Origin of the sequence: Corallococcus sp. CA049B, from assembly GCF_003611685.1 — a bacterium.
In the GTDB taxonomy this organism is placed as follows: domain Bacteria; phylum Myxococcota; class Myxococcia; order Myxococcales; family Myxococcaceae; genus Corallococcus; species Corallococcus coralloides.
In genome coordinates this window covers 1-15,654 of record NZ_RAWC01000210.1, presented here as the reverse complement: position 1 = coordinate 15,654, position 15,654 = coordinate 1, and the positions used below count along the sequence as shown (strand labels likewise).

Annotated in this window: 14 protein-coding genes; 6 read left to right on the top strand and 8 right to left on the bottom strand. The window is 69.2% G+C overall.

Annotated elements, in window-relative coordinates:
* Positions 1-124: 124 nt before the first annotated feature.
* Positions 125-940 carry a lipopolysaccharide assembly protein LapB gene (locus D7W82_RS31770; protein WP_014395349.1) on the top strand — a complete coding sequence of 272 codons (816 nt, stop codon included), beginning with the start codon at positions 125-127 and terminating at the stop codon, positions 938-940.
* 11 nt (positions 941-951) lie between these two features.
* Complete coding sequence (locus D7W82_RS31765) at positions 952-2,325, top strand: hemolysin family protein (protein WP_120621907.1); 1,374 nt, start codon at positions 952-954, stop codon at positions 2,323-2,325.
* A 4-nt stretch (positions 2,326-2,329) separates the two neighbouring features.
* Here D7W82_RS31765 and D7W82_RS31760 read toward each other — a convergent pair whose 3' ends face one another.
* Positions 2,330-2,986 (bottom strand): hypothetical protein, encoded by a 657-nt coding sequence (locus D7W82_RS31760; protein WP_233588050.1) that lies wholly within the window; start codon positions 2,984-2,986, stop codon positions 2,330-2,332.
* 360 nt (positions 2,987-3,346) lie between these two features.
* Between D7W82_RS31760 and smc the strand changes: the two genes are divergently transcribed.
* The gene (gene smc / locus D7W82_RS31755; RefSeq protein WP_120621905.1) at positions 3,347-6,955 is read left to right on the top strand and encodes a chromosome segregation protein SMC; all 3,609 of its coding nucleotides are present in this window, start codon (positions 3,347-3,349) and stop codon (positions 6,953-6,955) included.
* Between the two features lie 93 nt (positions 6,956-7,048).
* Here the strand turns inward: smc and D7W82_RS31750 are convergent, their stop codons facing one another.
* From D7W82_RS31750 to groES, 6 genes are all read right to left on the bottom strand, one after another.
* On the bottom strand, positions 7,049-8,257 hold the full coding sequence (locus tag D7W82_RS31750) for a hypothetical protein (protein WP_120621904.1): 1,209 nt from the start codon (positions 8,255-8,257) through the stop codon (positions 7,049-7,051).
* Positions 8,258-8,304: 47 nt separating this feature from the next.
* Entirely contained in the window at positions 8,305-9,687 is a 1,383-nt protein-coding gene (locus D7W82_RS31745) for a sigma 54-interacting transcriptional regulator (RefSeq protein WP_120621903.1), read from the bottom strand.
* A 201-nt stretch (positions 9,688-9,888) separates the two neighbouring features.
* Positions 9,889-10,323, bottom strand: a complete 435-nt coding sequence (locus D7W82_RS31740) for a hypothetical protein (RefSeq protein ID WP_120621902.1) — start codon at positions 10,321-10,323, stop codon at positions 9,889-9,891.
* Positions 10,324-10,420: 97 nt separating this feature from the next.
* Positions 10,421-10,678, bottom strand: a complete 258-nt coding sequence (gene grxC / locus D7W82_RS31735; protein ID WP_120621901.1) for a glutaredoxin 3 — start codon at positions 10,676-10,678, stop codon at positions 10,421-10,423.
* A 167-nt stretch (positions 10,679-10,845) separates the two neighbouring features.
* A complete protein-coding gene (gene groL / locus D7W82_RS31730; RefSeq protein WP_120564119.1) occupies positions 10,846-12,498 on the bottom strand; it encodes a chaperonin GroEL in 1,653 nt (550 codons plus the stop codon).
* A 47-nt stretch (positions 12,499-12,545) separates the two neighbouring features.
* Positions 12,546-12,836, bottom strand: coding sequence for a co-chaperone GroES (gene groES, locus D7W82_RS31725; RefSeq protein ID WP_014395362.1), 291 nt, complete (start codon positions 12,834-12,836; stop codon positions 12,546-12,548).
* A 439-nt stretch (positions 12,837-13,275) separates the two neighbouring features.
* Here groES and D7W82_RS31720 point away from each other — a divergent pair, with 439 nt between their 5' ends.
* From D7W82_RS31720 to D7W82_RS31710, 3 genes are read left to right on the top strand one after another with little or no spacing between them, the layout of a single operon-like run.
* Complete coding sequence (locus D7W82_RS31720) at positions 13,276-13,875, top strand: hypothetical protein (protein WP_120621900.1); 600 nt, start codon at positions 13,276-13,278, stop codon at positions 13,873-13,875.
* Positions 13,865-14,536 carry a hypothetical protein gene (locus tag D7W82_RS31715; RefSeq protein WP_120621899.1) on the top strand — a complete coding sequence of 224 codons (672 nt, stop codon included), beginning with the start codon at positions 13,865-13,867 and terminating at the stop codon, positions 14,534-14,536. The genes D7W82_RS31720 and D7W82_RS31715 overlap by 11 nt, the downstream gene beginning before the upstream one ends.
* 38 nt (positions 14,537-14,574) lie before the next feature.
* Positions 14,575-15,051: an NUDIX hydrolase gene (locus D7W82_RS31710; protein ID WP_120621898.1), complete on the top strand. Its 477-nt coding sequence runs from the start codon at positions 14,575-14,577 to the stop codon at positions 15,049-15,051.
* A 10-nt stretch (positions 15,052-15,061) separates the two neighbouring features.
* On the opposite strand, the gene rpoZ is transcribed toward D7W82_RS31710, so the two are convergent.
* Positions 15,062-15,301, bottom strand: coding sequence for a DNA-directed RNA polymerase subunit omega (gene rpoZ, locus D7W82_RS31705; RefSeq protein ID WP_120576017.1), 240 nt, complete (start codon positions 15,299-15,301; stop codon positions 15,062-15,064).
* Between the last annotated feature and the right edge of the window lie 353 nt (positions 15,302-15,654).

Below are 15,654 nucleotides of genomic sequence, written 5' to 3'. Positions count from 1 at the left end.
GGTCACGGGGCGGGGGTGACAGGCGGAAAGCGACAGCAGGAGCAGCAGGGCGGCGTGGCGCATGGGCAAGGGGAAACTCTACCTTGCACGGGGAAACGCGCGACGCGTAGATTGCCGCGCGCTCATGGCCCGGGAAAAGGACAACATCGCTCTGTCCGACGAGCACAACACCCGCGGCATCGAGCTGGCGGACCGGGGCTGGCTGGACGAGGCCATCAAGGAGTTCAAGAAGGCCATCGACCTGGACCCCACGTCGGCGCACGCGCACGACAACCTGGCCACGGTCTACGCGGAGAAGAAGCAGTTCCGTGAGGCGCTGGGCGAGTACCTCACCGCGCTCAAGCTGGAGCCGGAGAGCGCCACCGCGCACTACAACCTGGCCTGCTTCCTCTCCACCCACGCCAGCGAGATGGCCGTGGAGGAGTACAAGGAAGCCATTGAGCTGGATCCGGAGTACCCGGACGCCCACCTCAACCTGGGGCTCACCTACGCGGACCAGGGGCGGGTGGAGGAGGCGATGCGGGAGCTGCAGTCCGCCATCGAGCTGGACCCGCAGGACGCCTTCCCCCGGCACGAGCTGGCGGCGCTGATGATGGATGAGGGGGACTACCGCTCCTCCATCACCCAGCTGAAGGAAGTGGTGCGGCTGGAGCCGGACAACTTCGAGGCGCAGCTGGACCTGGGCATCTGCTACGCCCAGAAGGGCTTCTACGCGGAAGCGGAGCGCGCCTACGAGCGCGCCCGGGCGCTCAACGCGGAAGACCTCCTGCTCAACTACAACCTGGCGGCGCTGTACGCGCTGTGGGGCCGTCCGAAGGACGCCGTCCAGTACCTGCAGAAGGCGCTGGCGGCGGACCGGCAGAAGGTCCTGGGGTGGCTGTCCGCGGACCCCATGTTCGACGTGCTCAAGGGCGATCCGGACTTCGAAGCCCTCTTCTGAGGGAATCACACATGGAATGGGTTTTCCTGGGGCTGGCGCTGCTGCTGGTCGTCGCGAACGGCTTCTTCGTGGCGACGGAGTTCGCCATCGTGAAGATCCGCGCCACGCGCCTGCAGTCCCTGGTGGACGAGGGCACGCCCGGCGCGGCCACGGCCCTGAAGATGGTGAGCGAGCTGGACGCGTACCTGTCCGCCACGCAGTTCGGCATCACGCTCGCGTCGCTGGGCCTGGGCTGGCTGGGTGAGCCCGCGTTCGAACACCTGCTGCACCCGGTGGTGGAGAAGGTGCTGCCGGAGGCGCTGGCGGCGAAGTACGGCTCCACCGCGGCGGGCATCATCGGCTTCAGCATCATCACGTTCCTGCACATCGTGATGGGGGAATTGGCGCCCAAGAGCGTCGCCATCCAGCGCGCGGAGCAGACGACGCTCGCGGTGGCGCTGCCCATGCGCGCGTTCTACGTCCTCTTCTACCCGGCCATCCGGCTGCTCAACTGGCTGGCGGGGCTGGTGCTCAAGGCCGTTGGCCTGCACTCCGCCAGCGAGACGCACGAGGCCACGAACGAGGACGAGCTGCGCGTCATCCTGCACAGCTCCGCGGAGGCCGGCGCCATCACCACGGCGCGGGCGGAGCTCCTGGAGCGCGCGCTGGAGATGGCGCAGAAGACGGCGCGGCAGGTGATGGTCCCGCGCAACCAGATGCGCTACCTGGACGTGGAGGAGGCGCTCGACAGGAACGTCATCGACGCGCGGGCGTCCGGGCACACGTGGCTGCCGGTGTGCCGGGGCAACCTCGACGAGGTCGAGGGCGTGGTGAACGTGAAGGACCTGTTCTTCCTCCTGTCGCGCGGCGAGCTGCGCAGCCTGTCGCAGGTGCAGCGCCCGGTGCTCTTCATCCCGGAGAACGCGACGCTGGAGCAGCTCTTGACGGAGTTCCGCCGCCGGCGCCGGCAGATCGCCATGGTGGTGGACGAGCACGGCGGCACGTCCGGGCTCGTCACCATCGCGGACGTGGTGGCGGAGGTGGTGGGCGACGTCGCGGAGCTGGGCCGGCGCGTGGAGGAGGTGCGGGCGCTGCCCGGAGGCCGCTTCGAATTGCCCGGCACCGCGCAGCTGGACGACCTGGAGGCCCAGCTGGACGTCACCTTCGACCTGAGCGACGACGAGAAGGGCGAGGTGACGACCATCGCCGGCTACCTGATGACCAAGCTGGGCCGGGTGCCGGAGAAGGGCGACAGCCTCAAGCTCGACATGTGGCGCATCCTCGTGGAGGAGGTGGACGGCCCCCGCGTGGTGCGCGTCACGGTGGAGCCGCAGTCGCGCCCCACGGCGCTGCCCAAGGACGGCAGCCGCACGGAGCCGCCCGTGCCCTCCGGCGAGACAGCGTGAAGCCCTAGCTCTTGGTGGGCTTCACGGCCTTCTTCTTCGCGCCGCCCTGGATGGCCGCCGGCTTCACCTTGGCGTTGGGCCGGTCCACCTTGAGCAGCTCCAGGTTCGTCTCGCCGTCCGTGGTCAGCTTCACGATGCCCACGTCCGGGGCGAACCACATGAAGCTCTCCATGGAGCGCCCCTCCGCGCCGGGGCGGCTGGCGCGGGCCGTGGTGATGTTCTTGATCTTCAGCGCCTTGAAGGTGCCCGCCGCGACGGTGATCTCCTCCTCGCCCACCACCGTGGCCTCCTTGTCGAAGGTCGTGGCGATGGTGGGGCGCAGGCCGCCCTTCCTGGCCGGCGGCTGGAGCTTCACCGACAGGCTGTTCTTCCAGGTGCCCCCGGGGACCATCACGGACGGCGCCGGCACGGCCGCGCCCTCCGCGTTCACCACCTGGACGTCCATGCCGGACGCGGACAGGAGCGTGCCCTCCAGGCCGCCCAGGCCCGTGCGGACGCCTTCGGAGTCGCAGGTCAGGTCCGTCTGGCCGCTGCGCCCCTTGAGGCTCACCGCCAGCGTGGCCTTCACCGTCCCGTCCGGGTTGGGGGCCACGTCCTTCGTCGCCAGCACCAGCTCCGACGAGCGGCCCGCCCGGTAGGTCAGCGACAGGCCCTCCTCCATGGGAAACCAGGGGTTCGGACAGGGGGCCGGCGCCGCCGCCGCCACCATGTCAGACCGGGGTGCTACCTGGGACGTCGGGGACGCACCGACGAGGAGCGACATGGCAAGCAAGGGCTGAAACGTAGGACGCCTCCAGAAAGATCAAGAGGAAGGTAGGGTGGGCCGGCTGCTTTGCAAGGGTGACGCAAGCTCGCTCACCTACCGGCCTGTAGCACTTGACATAGGGTCATGCGTGGCATGGTCACGCTTGATCCGCGGTGGGGTGCGTTGGTACTCCTGCCGAACGCTGCGGAGCCGATTTTCCGGCCTCGCGCGCGTTTTCACCCCGTCTTGCGACGGCCTGTTGGGAGAACCGCTGGCATGCGAATCAAGCGCCTGGACATCACCGGCTTCAAGTCGTTCATGGAGCGGAGCGTCTTCTCCTTCGACGAGGGCGTCACGGGCGTCGTCGGCCCCAATGGGTGTGGCAAATCCAACGTCGTGGACGCCATCCGCTGGGTGATGGGCGAGCAGAGCGCGAAGAACCTGCGCGGCCGCGGCATGGAAGACGTCATCTTCAACGGCTCGGAGAACAAGCCGCCCCTGTCCATGGCGGAGGTGTCGCTCACCTTCCTCGTGGACGACACGGACACGCTGGCGCCGCAGTACCAGGGCTTCAGTGAGATCACCGTGACGCGGCGCCTGTTCCGCAACGGCGACTCCGAGTACCTCATCAACAAGACCCTCTGCCGCCTGCTGGACATCACCGAGCTGTTCCTTGGCACGGGCGTGGGCACCAAGGCCTACTCCATCATCGAGCAGGGCCGCGTGGGCCTCATCGTCTCCAGCAAGCCGGAGGACCGCCGGCACCTGCTGGAGGAGGCCGCGGGCGTCACCAAGTACAAGGCCCGCCGCAAGGCCGCCGAGCGCAAGATGGAGGCCACCGAGGCCAACCTCCTGCGCGTCAACGACATCACCGGCGAGCTGGAGAAGCGGCTCGACACGCTGTCGCGCCAGGCGAAGAAGGCGGAGAAGTACCGCAAGCTCAAGGCGCGCATGCGGGAGATTGATCTGCACTCCACCAGCCACCGCTCGCTGGAGCTGATGGCGGAGAAGCGCGTGCTCCAGTCGCGCCTGGAGAACCTGGGCGGCGAGGAGCGCGAGGGCCTGGACAAGGTGAAGGAGCTGGAGGAGGTCATCACCCGGCGCCGCGCGGAGCTGGACGCGGAAGGGGCGGCCCTCCAGCAGTACGCCGGAGAGGTGCACGCGCTGGAGAGCGCCCTGCAGCGCGAGGCGCAGGAGCTGGCGTACGGCCGGCGCGACTTCGAGGAGACGGGCACCCGCGTGGAGTCCGCGCAGGCGGAGCTGGACGCGCTGCTCGCGCGGCAGGCCGAGGTCGTGCAGACCATGACGGCCCGCGAGGCGGAGCTGTCGGGCATCGCCGGCTCGTACAAGGAAGACGAAGTGGCCATGGCGGTGGCCCTGGAGGAGCAGCGCCGCGTCTCCGTGCTCCAGACGGAAATCTCCCTGCGCCTGGAGCAGGAGCGGGCGGGGCTGGTCGCCGTGGCCACGCGCCTGGCGAACCACGAGAGCAACCTGGTCAACCTCGCGCGCCAGCGCACGGACCTGGAGGCCCGCCGCGCGAAGCTGGGCGGTGAGCTGGAGGCCCTGCGCGCCCAGGAGCAGGAGCTGGACTCCGTGCGCACCCAGGCGGCGAAGCACGTGGAGGACACGCGCCACCTGGCGTCTGAATTGGCCGAGCGCCGGGGCCATGAAGAGGAGGCCCTCACCCGCACGCGCGAGGCCTTCACGGAGAACGAGGTCCAGGTCATCGCGCTGCGCGAGGAGCTGAGCGACAAGCGCAGCCGCCTGTCCTCCCTGGAGGACATCCAGAAGAACTACGACGGCTTCGACCGGGGCGTGCGCGCCGTCATGGTGCGCGCCGCGGAGGCCGCCCGCGAGCAGGGCATCTTCGGTCTGGTGGCGGACGTCCTCACGGTCCCCCATGCGCGCTACGAGCGCGCGGTGGAGGCCGCCCTGGGCGAGCGGCTCCAGCACGTCATCGTGGACAGCCGCGAGAAGGGCGTGGAGCTGGTGGAGTACCTGAAGGGGCACGCGGAAGGGCGCGGCACCTTCCTGCCGGTGCCCTCCGGCGAGCAGGCCCGGGCCTACGTGGAGCCGGACCTCTCGCGCCCGGGGGTGCTGGCGCACGCGCTCAAGGAAGTGTCCTGCGAGCCCGCGCTGGAGCCGGTGCTCAAGCTGCTCCTGGGCGACGTGGTCATCGTCCAGGACCTGGCCGCCGCGCGCGAGTACGCGGAAAGCACCCCCGTGCCCGTCACGCTCGTCACGCTGGATGGCGAGGTGTTCCGCGCGGACGGCTCCATCACCGGCGGTGAGCGCGAGGGCGCGGCGGTGGGCGCGCTCCAGAAGAAGCGCGAGATCGCGGAGCTGGCGGCCGAAGTGGCCCGGGTGGAGGAGCGCTACAACGAGATTCTGACCCGCCACTACACGCTCCAGAAGCAGATGGGGCAGGCGGAGGCCGTCCTCAAGGGCCTGGGCAAGGAGCAGCACGCGGAGGAGGTCAACCTGGCCAGCCAGGAGAAGGACCTCCACAAGGCGAGCGAGGACCTGGCCCGCGTGCGCGAGCGGCTGCGCTCGCTGGAGGGCGAGGAGGGCCAGCTGTCGCAGAGCCACACCGCGCTCGCCAACGAGGAGGAGTCCAGCCGCGGCGAGGTGGCCCACGGCCAGGCGGACCGCGAGGCGCGCGAGGAGCGCGTGCGTCAGTACGCGGGTGAGCTGGAGGGCCTGCGCCAGCGCGCGGACACGGCGTCCTCGGACCTGATGGGCCTGCGCGTGAAGGTGGCCGCCGGCAGCGAGCGCGGCGAGTCCGCGCGCAAGGAGCTGGAGAGCCTGGTGGCGCAGCGCCGGGACATGGAGGCGCGCGTCAGCCGCCTGCAGGCCACGGTGACGGACGGCCGCGCCAAGGTGGAGGCGCTGCAGGGCCGGCTCGCGGAGCTGGAGTCCACCAAGGAGCAGCGGGCGGAGGAGCACCGCGTGGCCGCGGAGGCCCTGGAGTCCCGCCGCACCGCGCACACCACCGCCACCGCGGAGGTGCGCGAGCAGGACACCGCCTTCCGCGAGCTGCGCGGCCGGCTGGACGAGCTCATGCAGGGCCTGTCGCAAATCACCCTGCGCGAGAAGGAGATTGGCCTGGAGCTGGAGCACCTGGCCGCCGGCATCCGCGAGCGCTACCAGCTGGAGCTGTCCGCGGAGCTGCACAACTACCACCTGCTGGCGCCGCTCTCGCCGGAAGTGGAGAGCGAGCTCAAGGACCTGCGCGCGCAGGTGGAGAAGATGGGGGAGATCAACCTCACCGCCATCGACGAGCACGCGGAGCTGTCCAAGCGCTTCGAGTTCCTCTCCGCCCAGCGTCAGGACCTCCAGGCGTCCATCAGCCAGCTGAAGGAAGCCATCGTCCGCATCGACGCGACGAGCCGCGAGCGCTTCAAGCAGACCTTCGACGTGGTGAACGACAAGTTCCAGGCCATCTTCCCGCGCCTGTTCGGCGGTGGCCGCGCCAGCCTCATCCTCACGCAGGAGGGCCCCAACGGTGAGCCGGGCGTCGAAATCGTCGCCCAGCCGCCGGGCAAGAAGCTCCAGAGCGTCAACCTGCTCTCCGGTGGAGAGAAGGCCCTCACCGCCGTGGCGCTCATCTTCGGCATCTTCCTCATCAAGCCCACCCCCTTCTGCCTCCTGGACGAGGTCGACGCCCCGCTGGATGAGGGCAACGTGGGCCGCTACAACGACATGGTGAAGGAGATGAGCCGCCAGTCGCAGTTCATCCTCATCACCCACAACAAGCGCACCATGGAGATCGCCGACACGCTCTACGGCGTCACCATGGAGGAGCCCGGCATCTCCAAGCTCGTCAGCGTGAAGATGCGCGAGGCCTCCGCGCACAACGACGACAAGGTCCCCGCCGCGTCGTAAGGCGCGGCAGGGCCGGTCGCTGGAAAAGAAGACGGGCGCCCCGGGATGTTCCCCGGAGCGCCCGTTGTCATTTCAGCGGCTCGAGCCGAAGGGCTACTTCTTCTTCGCGGGCGCGTAGCTCTTCTTCGGGCAGGCGCCCTGGTCCGCGGCCAGACGCTGCTGGGCGGCGGAGAGGTCCTTCTGGGTGTTGGCCAGGGCCTCCTGGCTGGCGGTCTCCACCGGGGCCCAGTCTTCCTTCTGCGCCTTGAGCTGCTGCACCAGCGTCAGGGTCGTCTGGTCCACCGTCTCCTGCGCCTTGAGCGCATCCACCCACTTGGTGGCCGAGTCCACCAGCGCCTGGCACTTGGAGGACAGCTCGTCGAAGAGCTTGTAGTCCTTCGTCTTGGTGTACTTCTGCACGACGGCGTCATACGTGTCCGCCGCGTTGGTGCGCGCGCCGAAGGCGATGGCGGACGCGGCGGCCGTCTGGGTGCGCGCCAGCTCCAGCTGGAAGAAGCGCAGCTCCGGCGGCATGCTCGCGGAGGCCTCCACCGGGGCCTGCGAGTTGAAGAACACGAAGCGGAACGGGAACTTCAGCTCACCGGACGTCGTCGCCGGCATGGCGGCGATCTTCGCCTGCAGGCAGGACGCCAGCTGGTCGCCTTCCGTGCTGCCGGAGGGCTTGAAGACGACCTCCGTGGGGTTGGGCTGGCCCTTCACGATGTGGATGTCGGCGCTCAGCACCGGCGGCGTGGACGCCTTGAAGCCGGCGTAACAGTCGCACCAGCCCTTCTGCGCCAGGCGCACCGTGCCGGAGAAGTCCGAGCCCTCGTTGATGCCCATGGTGACGGAGGGGTTGTTGGCGGTGGAGTGGTCGTACTCGTACGAGGCCTCCACCGGCTTCGCGTCCGCCGCCAGCGCCGCGGGCTTCACGTGCGTGTCCATCACCTGCTGGACGCAGCCAAGGCCGGCCGGCGTGAGGTTGTCGCTGGTGACGGCGTGCGTGACGCCCTGGGCGTTGACGGTGGACTTCACCGTCACCTTGGTGCTGGCCGCCGCGCCGCGGTTGGCCGGATCCACCAGGCACTCCAGCACGTCCGGACGGACGCTCAGGAGCGCGCCCACGAGGACACCCTCGTTGGCGGGGGAGGGCAGGGTCTGCTCGTGCGGGAAGCAGGTCGCCAGGTCGAACGGGGGCTGGTTGGTGATGCGCAGCCGCTCTTCCTTGGTCATCTGCTTCTGACCTTCGGTGGCTTCGGTCTTCTGCTGGCCCGCACAGGCGGCGGTGAGGATGACGGAGGCGACGGCGAGACGCTTCAGCATGGTGAGGCTTTCTCCCGGTTGGGGTGGTGGGGACTGCGGTCGGGCGCTCACTTCTCCAGGCCCTCGGCGTTCTTGAGGTCCTTGAGGCGGAGCCCGTTCTTCTTCAACAGGCGGTAGAGGCTCTGCATGGACAGGCCGGTGCGCTGCTCCGCGGCCTTCATGTCGAAGGCCACCTCACGCATGACCTCCGCGAAGTACAGCCGCTCGAAGTCCGCGAGCACCCGGTCCTTCGCTTCGTGGTACGGCATGCCGGTGACGATGGCGGCCACGTTGGTGGCGGGCTCCGCGCCTTCCGTGCGCTTGGGCGCGTGCGCCAGGAAGTCCAGCCAGCTGGTGTTGCCCGTCTCCTGCATCAGCGCGCCGCGCTCCAGCACGTTGCGCAGCTCGCGCACGTTGCCCGGCCAGTCGTAGCCCTCGAAGAGGGCCAGCGTCTGCGGCGTCAGCTCCAGCGCGGCCTTCATGCCGCGCGACAGCGCCTGCGACAGCGTGGGGATGTCGTCGCGGCGGGTGCGCAGGGGCGGCAGCTTCACGCGCGCCACCGCGAGCCGGAAGTAGAGGTCCGCGCGGAAGCGGCCCTGGCGCACGTCCTCCTCCAGGTTGCGGTGCGTGGAGGCGATGACGCGCACGTCCACCGCCACCGGCTGCCCGTCCAGGGACGGCACCTCGCGCGTCTCCAGCACGCGCAAGAGCTTGCCCTGCACGGACATGGGCAGCTCGCCCACCTCGTCCAGGAAGAGGGTGCCGCCGCGCGCCGCCTCGAAGATGCCGCGCGCGCCCTTGTCCTCGTTCTCCCCGGCGCGCAAGCCGCCGAACAGCTCGCGCTCCGCCTTCTCCTCGGAGATGAGGTTGCAGTCCACGACCTTGAAGGCGCCGTGGCGGCGCAGCGAGTGCTGGTGCACCGCCCGCGCGGCCAGCTCCTTGCCCGTGCCCGTCTCACCCTCGACGAGCAGGTTCATGTCCTCGCGCGCGATGCGGCGCAGCTCCGTGAAGACCCAGCGCATCTTCTCCGAGCTGCCCACCAGCTGCCCGAAGGACTCCGCGCCGGCGACCTCCACCTCCGTCGCGCGCGCGGCCACCTTCACCGCGAGCTTCGTCTTGCCCAGCTCCACCTTGTCGCCGCTGGTGACGAAGGCCTGGAGGATGCGGCGCCCGTCGAGGAACGTGCCGTTGCGGCTGCCGGTGTCGCGCAGCAGCAGCCCCTGCGGCAGCCGCTCCACCTCCAGGTGACGGCGGCTCACCGTCGGGTCGCTCAGCACCAGGTCGCCCGCGGCGTCGGAGCCCACGCGCACCAGTGCGTCCTGGGTGGTGACCTTCTTGCCCTTGTCCGGACCGCCCACCACCTCGACCGTCCACTCGTGAAGGGGGACGCGGGTGGCCTGTGCCTCGCGCTCCGCGTGGACGGTTTCGGTGACATCCGGTCTGTCAATCATGGTCACGAACCCCTGGTCGCAACGGGGCGTGGGGGGCAAAAACACCCCTCGTCGCCCTGAATCCCGCCTCTTTAGGGGGGACTGCACACAGGGGGCAAGTGGAACAAGTAGACGCGGAAACGTCCGTTGAAGATGAAGACAGAAGGGGCCCGGCCGCCCCAACCAGGGACGTCGGGCCTGCCTCCTGGATTTCCCCTCGCCTCAGTACTTCGAGGGTGCGTCGCTCGCGGGGAACGACTCCTTGGACTGCTCGTCCACCTCGTCGTCGCCGGGGCTGCCGCCGGAGCGCACGCTCGCGTTGGTGGGGCCCTTCACCTCGCGCGTCGGCACCTCCGCGTTCGCCCTGCGCCTGGTGCCCTTGGACTCCGCGGACGCCGAGCCGGAGGTGGCCGCACGGCCCGTGCCGGCCTGCGCGTTCATCATGCGCGCGCCCAGCAGGTTCTTGGCGCGCTCGGCCAGGTTGCGCTGCTCGTCCTGCCAGTCGCGGAAGAGCTGCGCCAGCTCTTGGTCTCCCGCGGCCTCCGCGTCGCGCCGGTACTGCTCGCTCACCGACGCGCCCTTGAGCAGGTGGTAGAGCGTGCTGATGAGGTCGTGGTGTTCATCCCGGGTCCCCGTGACTTCCTGTCCGCCCGCCATGGTGTTCCTCCCGTCAAAGCGGTGAATGCCTTGACGGAGAAGGTAGGCACGGGCGGCGCGGGTGGCGTCCGGGCACGGGGCCCGGCCGCCTGGCTGCTCAAGCGTGGAGCATGGGGTCCAGCTTGCCCTCGCGGTCGAGCGCGGCCATGTCGGAGTAGCCGCCCACGTGCGTGTCGCCGATGAAGATCTGCGGCACGGTGCGCTGACCGCCGCTCATCTCCACCAGCTTCGCGCGGGCGTCGTCGTCCCCGGTGACGTCCACCTCTTCGTAGGCCACGCCCTTGCGCTTGAGCAGGTCCTTCGCGCGCACGCAAAAGCCACAGTAGGTCGTCGTGTAGATCTTCACGGGCTTCATGGAATTCCTCCTGGTCTCTTGATGTCAAACCTAAGGGACTGTTGCTCGCGTGGCCACGGTCTTCCCGCGCGCCTGGTCCCTTGAAAACACGACGGCCCCCGGAACCCTGGTGGGCGCCGGAGGCCGTCAAATCCCGTCCCCTGATGCGGCGGGGAAGGGTGGGGCGACTACATGCCCATGCCGCCCATACCGCCCATGCCACCCATGCCGCCCATGCCACCGCCCGCGGCGCCCTTGTCGTCGTCCGCCTTCGGGCGCTCGGCGACCATGGCCTCCGTGGTGAGCATCAGCGAGGCGACCGACGCGGCGTTCTGCAGCGCGGTGCGGCTCACCTTGGCCGGGTCGATGACGCCCGCGGCCAGCAGGTCCTCGTAGGTGCCCGTGGCGGCGTTGAAGCCGAAGGGACCCGTGCCCTCCTTGACCTTGTTCACCACCACGCTGCCCTCCAGGCCGCCGTTGCCGACGATCTGACGCAGCGGCTCCTCGACGGAGCGACGGATGATGTCCACGCCGGACTTCTCACCGTCGGCGACCTTCAGGGTCTCCAGGGCCTTGAGGCAGCGGATGTAGGCCACGCCGCCGCCGGGGACGACGCCCTCTTCCACGGCCGCGCGGGTCGCGTTGAGCGCGTCCTCCACGCGGGCCTTCTTCTCCTTCATCTCCGTCTCGGTCGCGGCGCCCACGTTGATGACGGCCACGCCGCCCACGAGCTTCGCGAGGCGCTCCTGGAGCTTCTCACGGTCGTAGTCGCTGGAGGTCTCCTCCACCTGGGCGCGGATCTGCTTCACGCGCGCCTCGATCTCCGACTGGCTGCCCGCGCCGTCGACGACCGTGGTGTTGTCCTTGTCGATGGTGACGCGCTTCGCGCGGCCCAGGTCCTGGAGCGTCAGCGTGTCCAGCTTGATGCCCAGGTCCTCGGCGATCATCCGGCCGCCGGTGAGGACCGCGATGTCCTCCAGCATGGCCTTGCGGCGGTCGCCGAAGCCCGGCGCCTTCACCGCCGCCACGTTCAGCACGCCGCGGATCTTGTTCACCACCAGGGTGGCCAGGGCCTCGCCCTCCACCTCCTCGGCGATGATCAGCAGGGGCTTCCCGGCGCGCGCCACCTGCTCCAGGATGGGGAGCAGGTCCTTCATCGACGAGATCTTCTTCTCGTGGATGAGGATGAGGGGGTCGTTCAGCACGACCTCCATGCGCTCCGGATCCGTCACGAAGTACGGGGACAGGTAGCCGCGGTCGAACTGCATGCCCTCGACGACGTCCAGGGTGGTGTCCAGGCCCTTGGCCTCTTCCACCGTGATGACGCCCTCCTTGCCGACCTTCTCCATCGCGTCCGCGATGATCTGGCCGATGGTGGTGTCACCGTTCGCGGAGATGGTGCCAACCTGGGCGATTTCCTTGTTGCCCTTGGTCGGCTTCGCCAGCGTCTTCAGCTCGGCGATGATGGCGGCGACGGCCTTGTCGATGCCGCGCTTGATGTCCATCGGGTTGTGGCCCGCGGCGACCAGCTTCGCGCCCTCGCGGAAGATGGCCTGCGCCAGCACGGTGGCCGTGGTGGTGCCGTCACCCGCGACGTCAGACGTCTTGGAGGCGACCTCCTTGACCATCTGGGCGCCCATGTTCTCGAACTTGTTCTCCAGTTCGATTTCCTTCGCCACCGTCACGCCGTCCTTCGTGATGGTGGGGGAGCCGAAGCTCTTCTCGATGACGACGTTGCGGCCCTTGGGCCCCAGGGTCACCTTGACCGCGTCGGCCAGGATGTTCACGCCGCGCAGGATGGCGTCACGCGCGCGCACTTCGAAAATGATGTCCTTCGCCATGGTCTGAATCCTCTAGAAGTTGTGAGTGGGAAGACGAACGGCGGGCTTCACTTCTCGATGATGCCCAGCACGTCCTCTTCGCGGAGGATCAGGTGATCCTCGCCGTCCAGCTTGATCTCCGTGCCCGCGTACTTGGAGAAGAGGATGGTGTCGCCGGCCTTGATGTCCATGGCGCGCACCTTGCCGTCCTCCAGCACCTTGCCGTTGCCGACGGCGATCACCTTGCCCTCGAGCGGCTTCTCCTTCGCCGTGTCGGGGATGAAGAGGCCGCCCTTGGTCTTGTTCTCCTCGGCGACGCGCTTGATGATGAGCCGATCCTGCAGGGGACGAATCTTCATGGCTTGCTCCTGTGAATCGCGGCGGCCGGAGGCGGACGGAAGGTCCGGACCGGGATGCCGCAGGGGTGATTGAAAGGTCCTGTGGGCCCCGGCGTTGGCACTCGCACCCGCTGAGTGCTAACGCCCAGGCGCGGCGGATAATAACCAGGGACTTCACCTCGTCAAGCGACGTCGGGACATCTGTCTGGATGCCGCTAAAGCCCCGTCCTGATTGGGCTTTTCCGCAAAACATTCCCACCTGTCGCACCTGCCCGCAAGGCCGTGTGGGGTGTCTGGACGTTGGCACTCGCCCCGGACGAGTGCCAGCGTAAGTGCTTGATAAGACTTGGGTCCGTTTTGCCGGCGCCGTGCGACATGGCTACGCTTGTCGGAAGCGTGTCCTGGCGGTCCGGGCGCCGGCCCGGGGGCCTTCCAGGCTTCAAACCGGGAGGTGTGCTCGATGAGCGGACTGGTGACGTCCTCTTCCTCGCTGAAGGAGTTCTTCCGGGAGCTCCTCTTGGAGGTCTCGGCCCGGCAGCGGGTGGCGCTGGGCGAGTCCACCGAGTTCTACCTGGTGAACCTGCTGGCGGAGTTCGCGGCCACGGACAAGCTGTTCAGCCGTGACGCGGAGGGCCGGCGGGACCACGAACCGCTGGCGGAGCTGTACCACCGCTCGCTGCAGCAGGAGCGCGAGGAGCGCATCCGCACGCTGCGGCGGCTGGGCGACGTGTCGCTCTACAAGGTCGGCTTCTTCTCCGGCGCGCTGCAGCAGGGGATGGTGGGCCCGGACTACTACATCCAGATGGGCGGCGCGGCCTACGGCCAGGTGGCGGAGCTGGTGCCCGCGGGCGGCTTCACCGGCGTGTACCGCGAGCTGTGCGACAAGTTCCGTTCGCTCGTGGAGGTGCTGGAGGAGATCAGCGCGCGCGGCCTGGTGAGCGCGGGGCCCGCGGGCGCGCTGCGCGTCTACGAGTCCTGGGTGCGCACGGGCAACGACAAGCTGGAGCGCGTGCTGGTGGACGCGGGGTGGATCCCGCGCAAGGGGCCGCTTGCCAACTGACGCCGGGGACTTCCCGCTCGTGGGGCGCCTCCAGGCCCACCTGGAGGCCATCTACGGCTTCCAGTGCGAGGCCCGCGCGGAGGCCTTCGTGGTGGTGGACGCACAGGTCGCCGCGCTCCTGGGCGGCACCGGGCGCGCGCCGGAGGAGCTGCTGGTGCTGGAGGCCCGGGGCGGCCTGGAGGTGGCGCTCTACCTGGACCCCGGCTTGCGCGAGCGCATGGAGCGCTACGCGGGCAGCCCCCTCGCCTCCGTGCTGGAGGGTGACCTGGACGGCTACTGCCAGGTGACCGAAGGCGTCAGCCACTTCCTCTACGTCGCGCACACGGCGCACTACGAGCGCACGGTGTCGCTCCTGGAGCTGGAGGCCCAGGCGGAGGTGGACAAGTTCGTCGTGTGTCTCATGCACCGCTGGGGTGAAGGCGTGGCCGGGTGGGCGCGGGAGCTGTTGGGCCGCCTCTTCGACCGCGTGGCCTACCAGCCCCTGCTGTCGGTGGAGGAGCGCTGGCGCTACGAGGAGGCGAACCGGCTGTCCCGGCGCTTCTGCGCGCGGCTCATGGGGCATGTCCTGAGCCGGCGGTTGGACCGGCTCCTCGGCGACCTGCGTTATGCCTACCGGCTGGGGGCGGAGGCCAAGCTGCGCCACTTCGCGCACGGCGGTTGAGGGTCCCGGCCGCCGCCTGCATCGGGTAGGGTGGAGGCATGCCGCGCGAGGCGTCCTCAGGAGGCATTGTCATCCGCTTCCAGGACAACTCCTGGGAGGTCGCCGTCATCCGTCCGCACGGGCGCCACCTGTGGGCGCTGCCCAAGGGCCACGTGGATCCCGGCGAGACGCCGGAGCAGACCGCGCGGCGCGAGGTGAAGGAGGAGACGGGCCTCTCCGCCGTGGCGCTGCTCGCGCCCCTGGGGGAGATCCGCTACGTCTACCAGTTCCGGGGGCAGCGCATCTTCAAGCGCGTCCACTTCTTCCTCTTCCGCTACGAGGCGGGGGAGTTGGGGCCGCTGCCGGGGCCGCGCGTGGAGGTGGACGAGGTGCGCTGGATGCCGCTCGAGGGGCTGATTCCGGCGCTGGGCTACAAGGGTGAGAAGGCCGTCGCCGGCCGGGCGCTGCGGTGGATGCGCGCCCAGGGCCTGGCGCCCGGAGCTCCTCCCCCGGTGGAGGGGAAGGAGCCGGGGTAGAGCGGGAAGGCTACTTCTTGCCTTCTTCGCCCACGTACTTGCCGGACAGCGCCTCGCGCACGTCGCGGTCGAACTTCACTCGCTGGGTGGCGACCTCGCGCAGGGCGAGCACGGGCGGCTTGTTCTTCGAGGTCTCGATGATGGGCCGGGCGCCGGCCATCAGCTGGCGCGCGCGCTTGGCGCCCAGGAGCACCAGCGCGAACCGGTTGTCCACGTAGGGAAGGCAGTCTTCAACGGTAACGCGGGCCATGGAACATCCTTCTTGGCTCTGAACTCAAGCCGGTGGAAGCCTCTCAACCTAAAGAGCGGGTTCGGATCAGTCAAGGAAGGATGGCGGGCCGGAGGAGTGCTCGGCAGGCGACCCGGCCACACGCGAGGTGTTGGCTGCCGTACGCTCCATTCTCAGCCTCCGGAATTTGAGAGCGAAGGCCTCAACGGATCAGAAGGGGTGCGTTTTCTCCGAGTAGGGAATGGGACGCCTGGGTGGGTCCAAATCACCCCGTCGCCGGCCGGTTTCCGGGGTGGCGGGTTCGCGGGAGGAGGTTCCTCATGAGCGCAGGAGCGTCGTCTGGCGTTGGCCGTGGCCGGCGGGTGGCGGAGGGC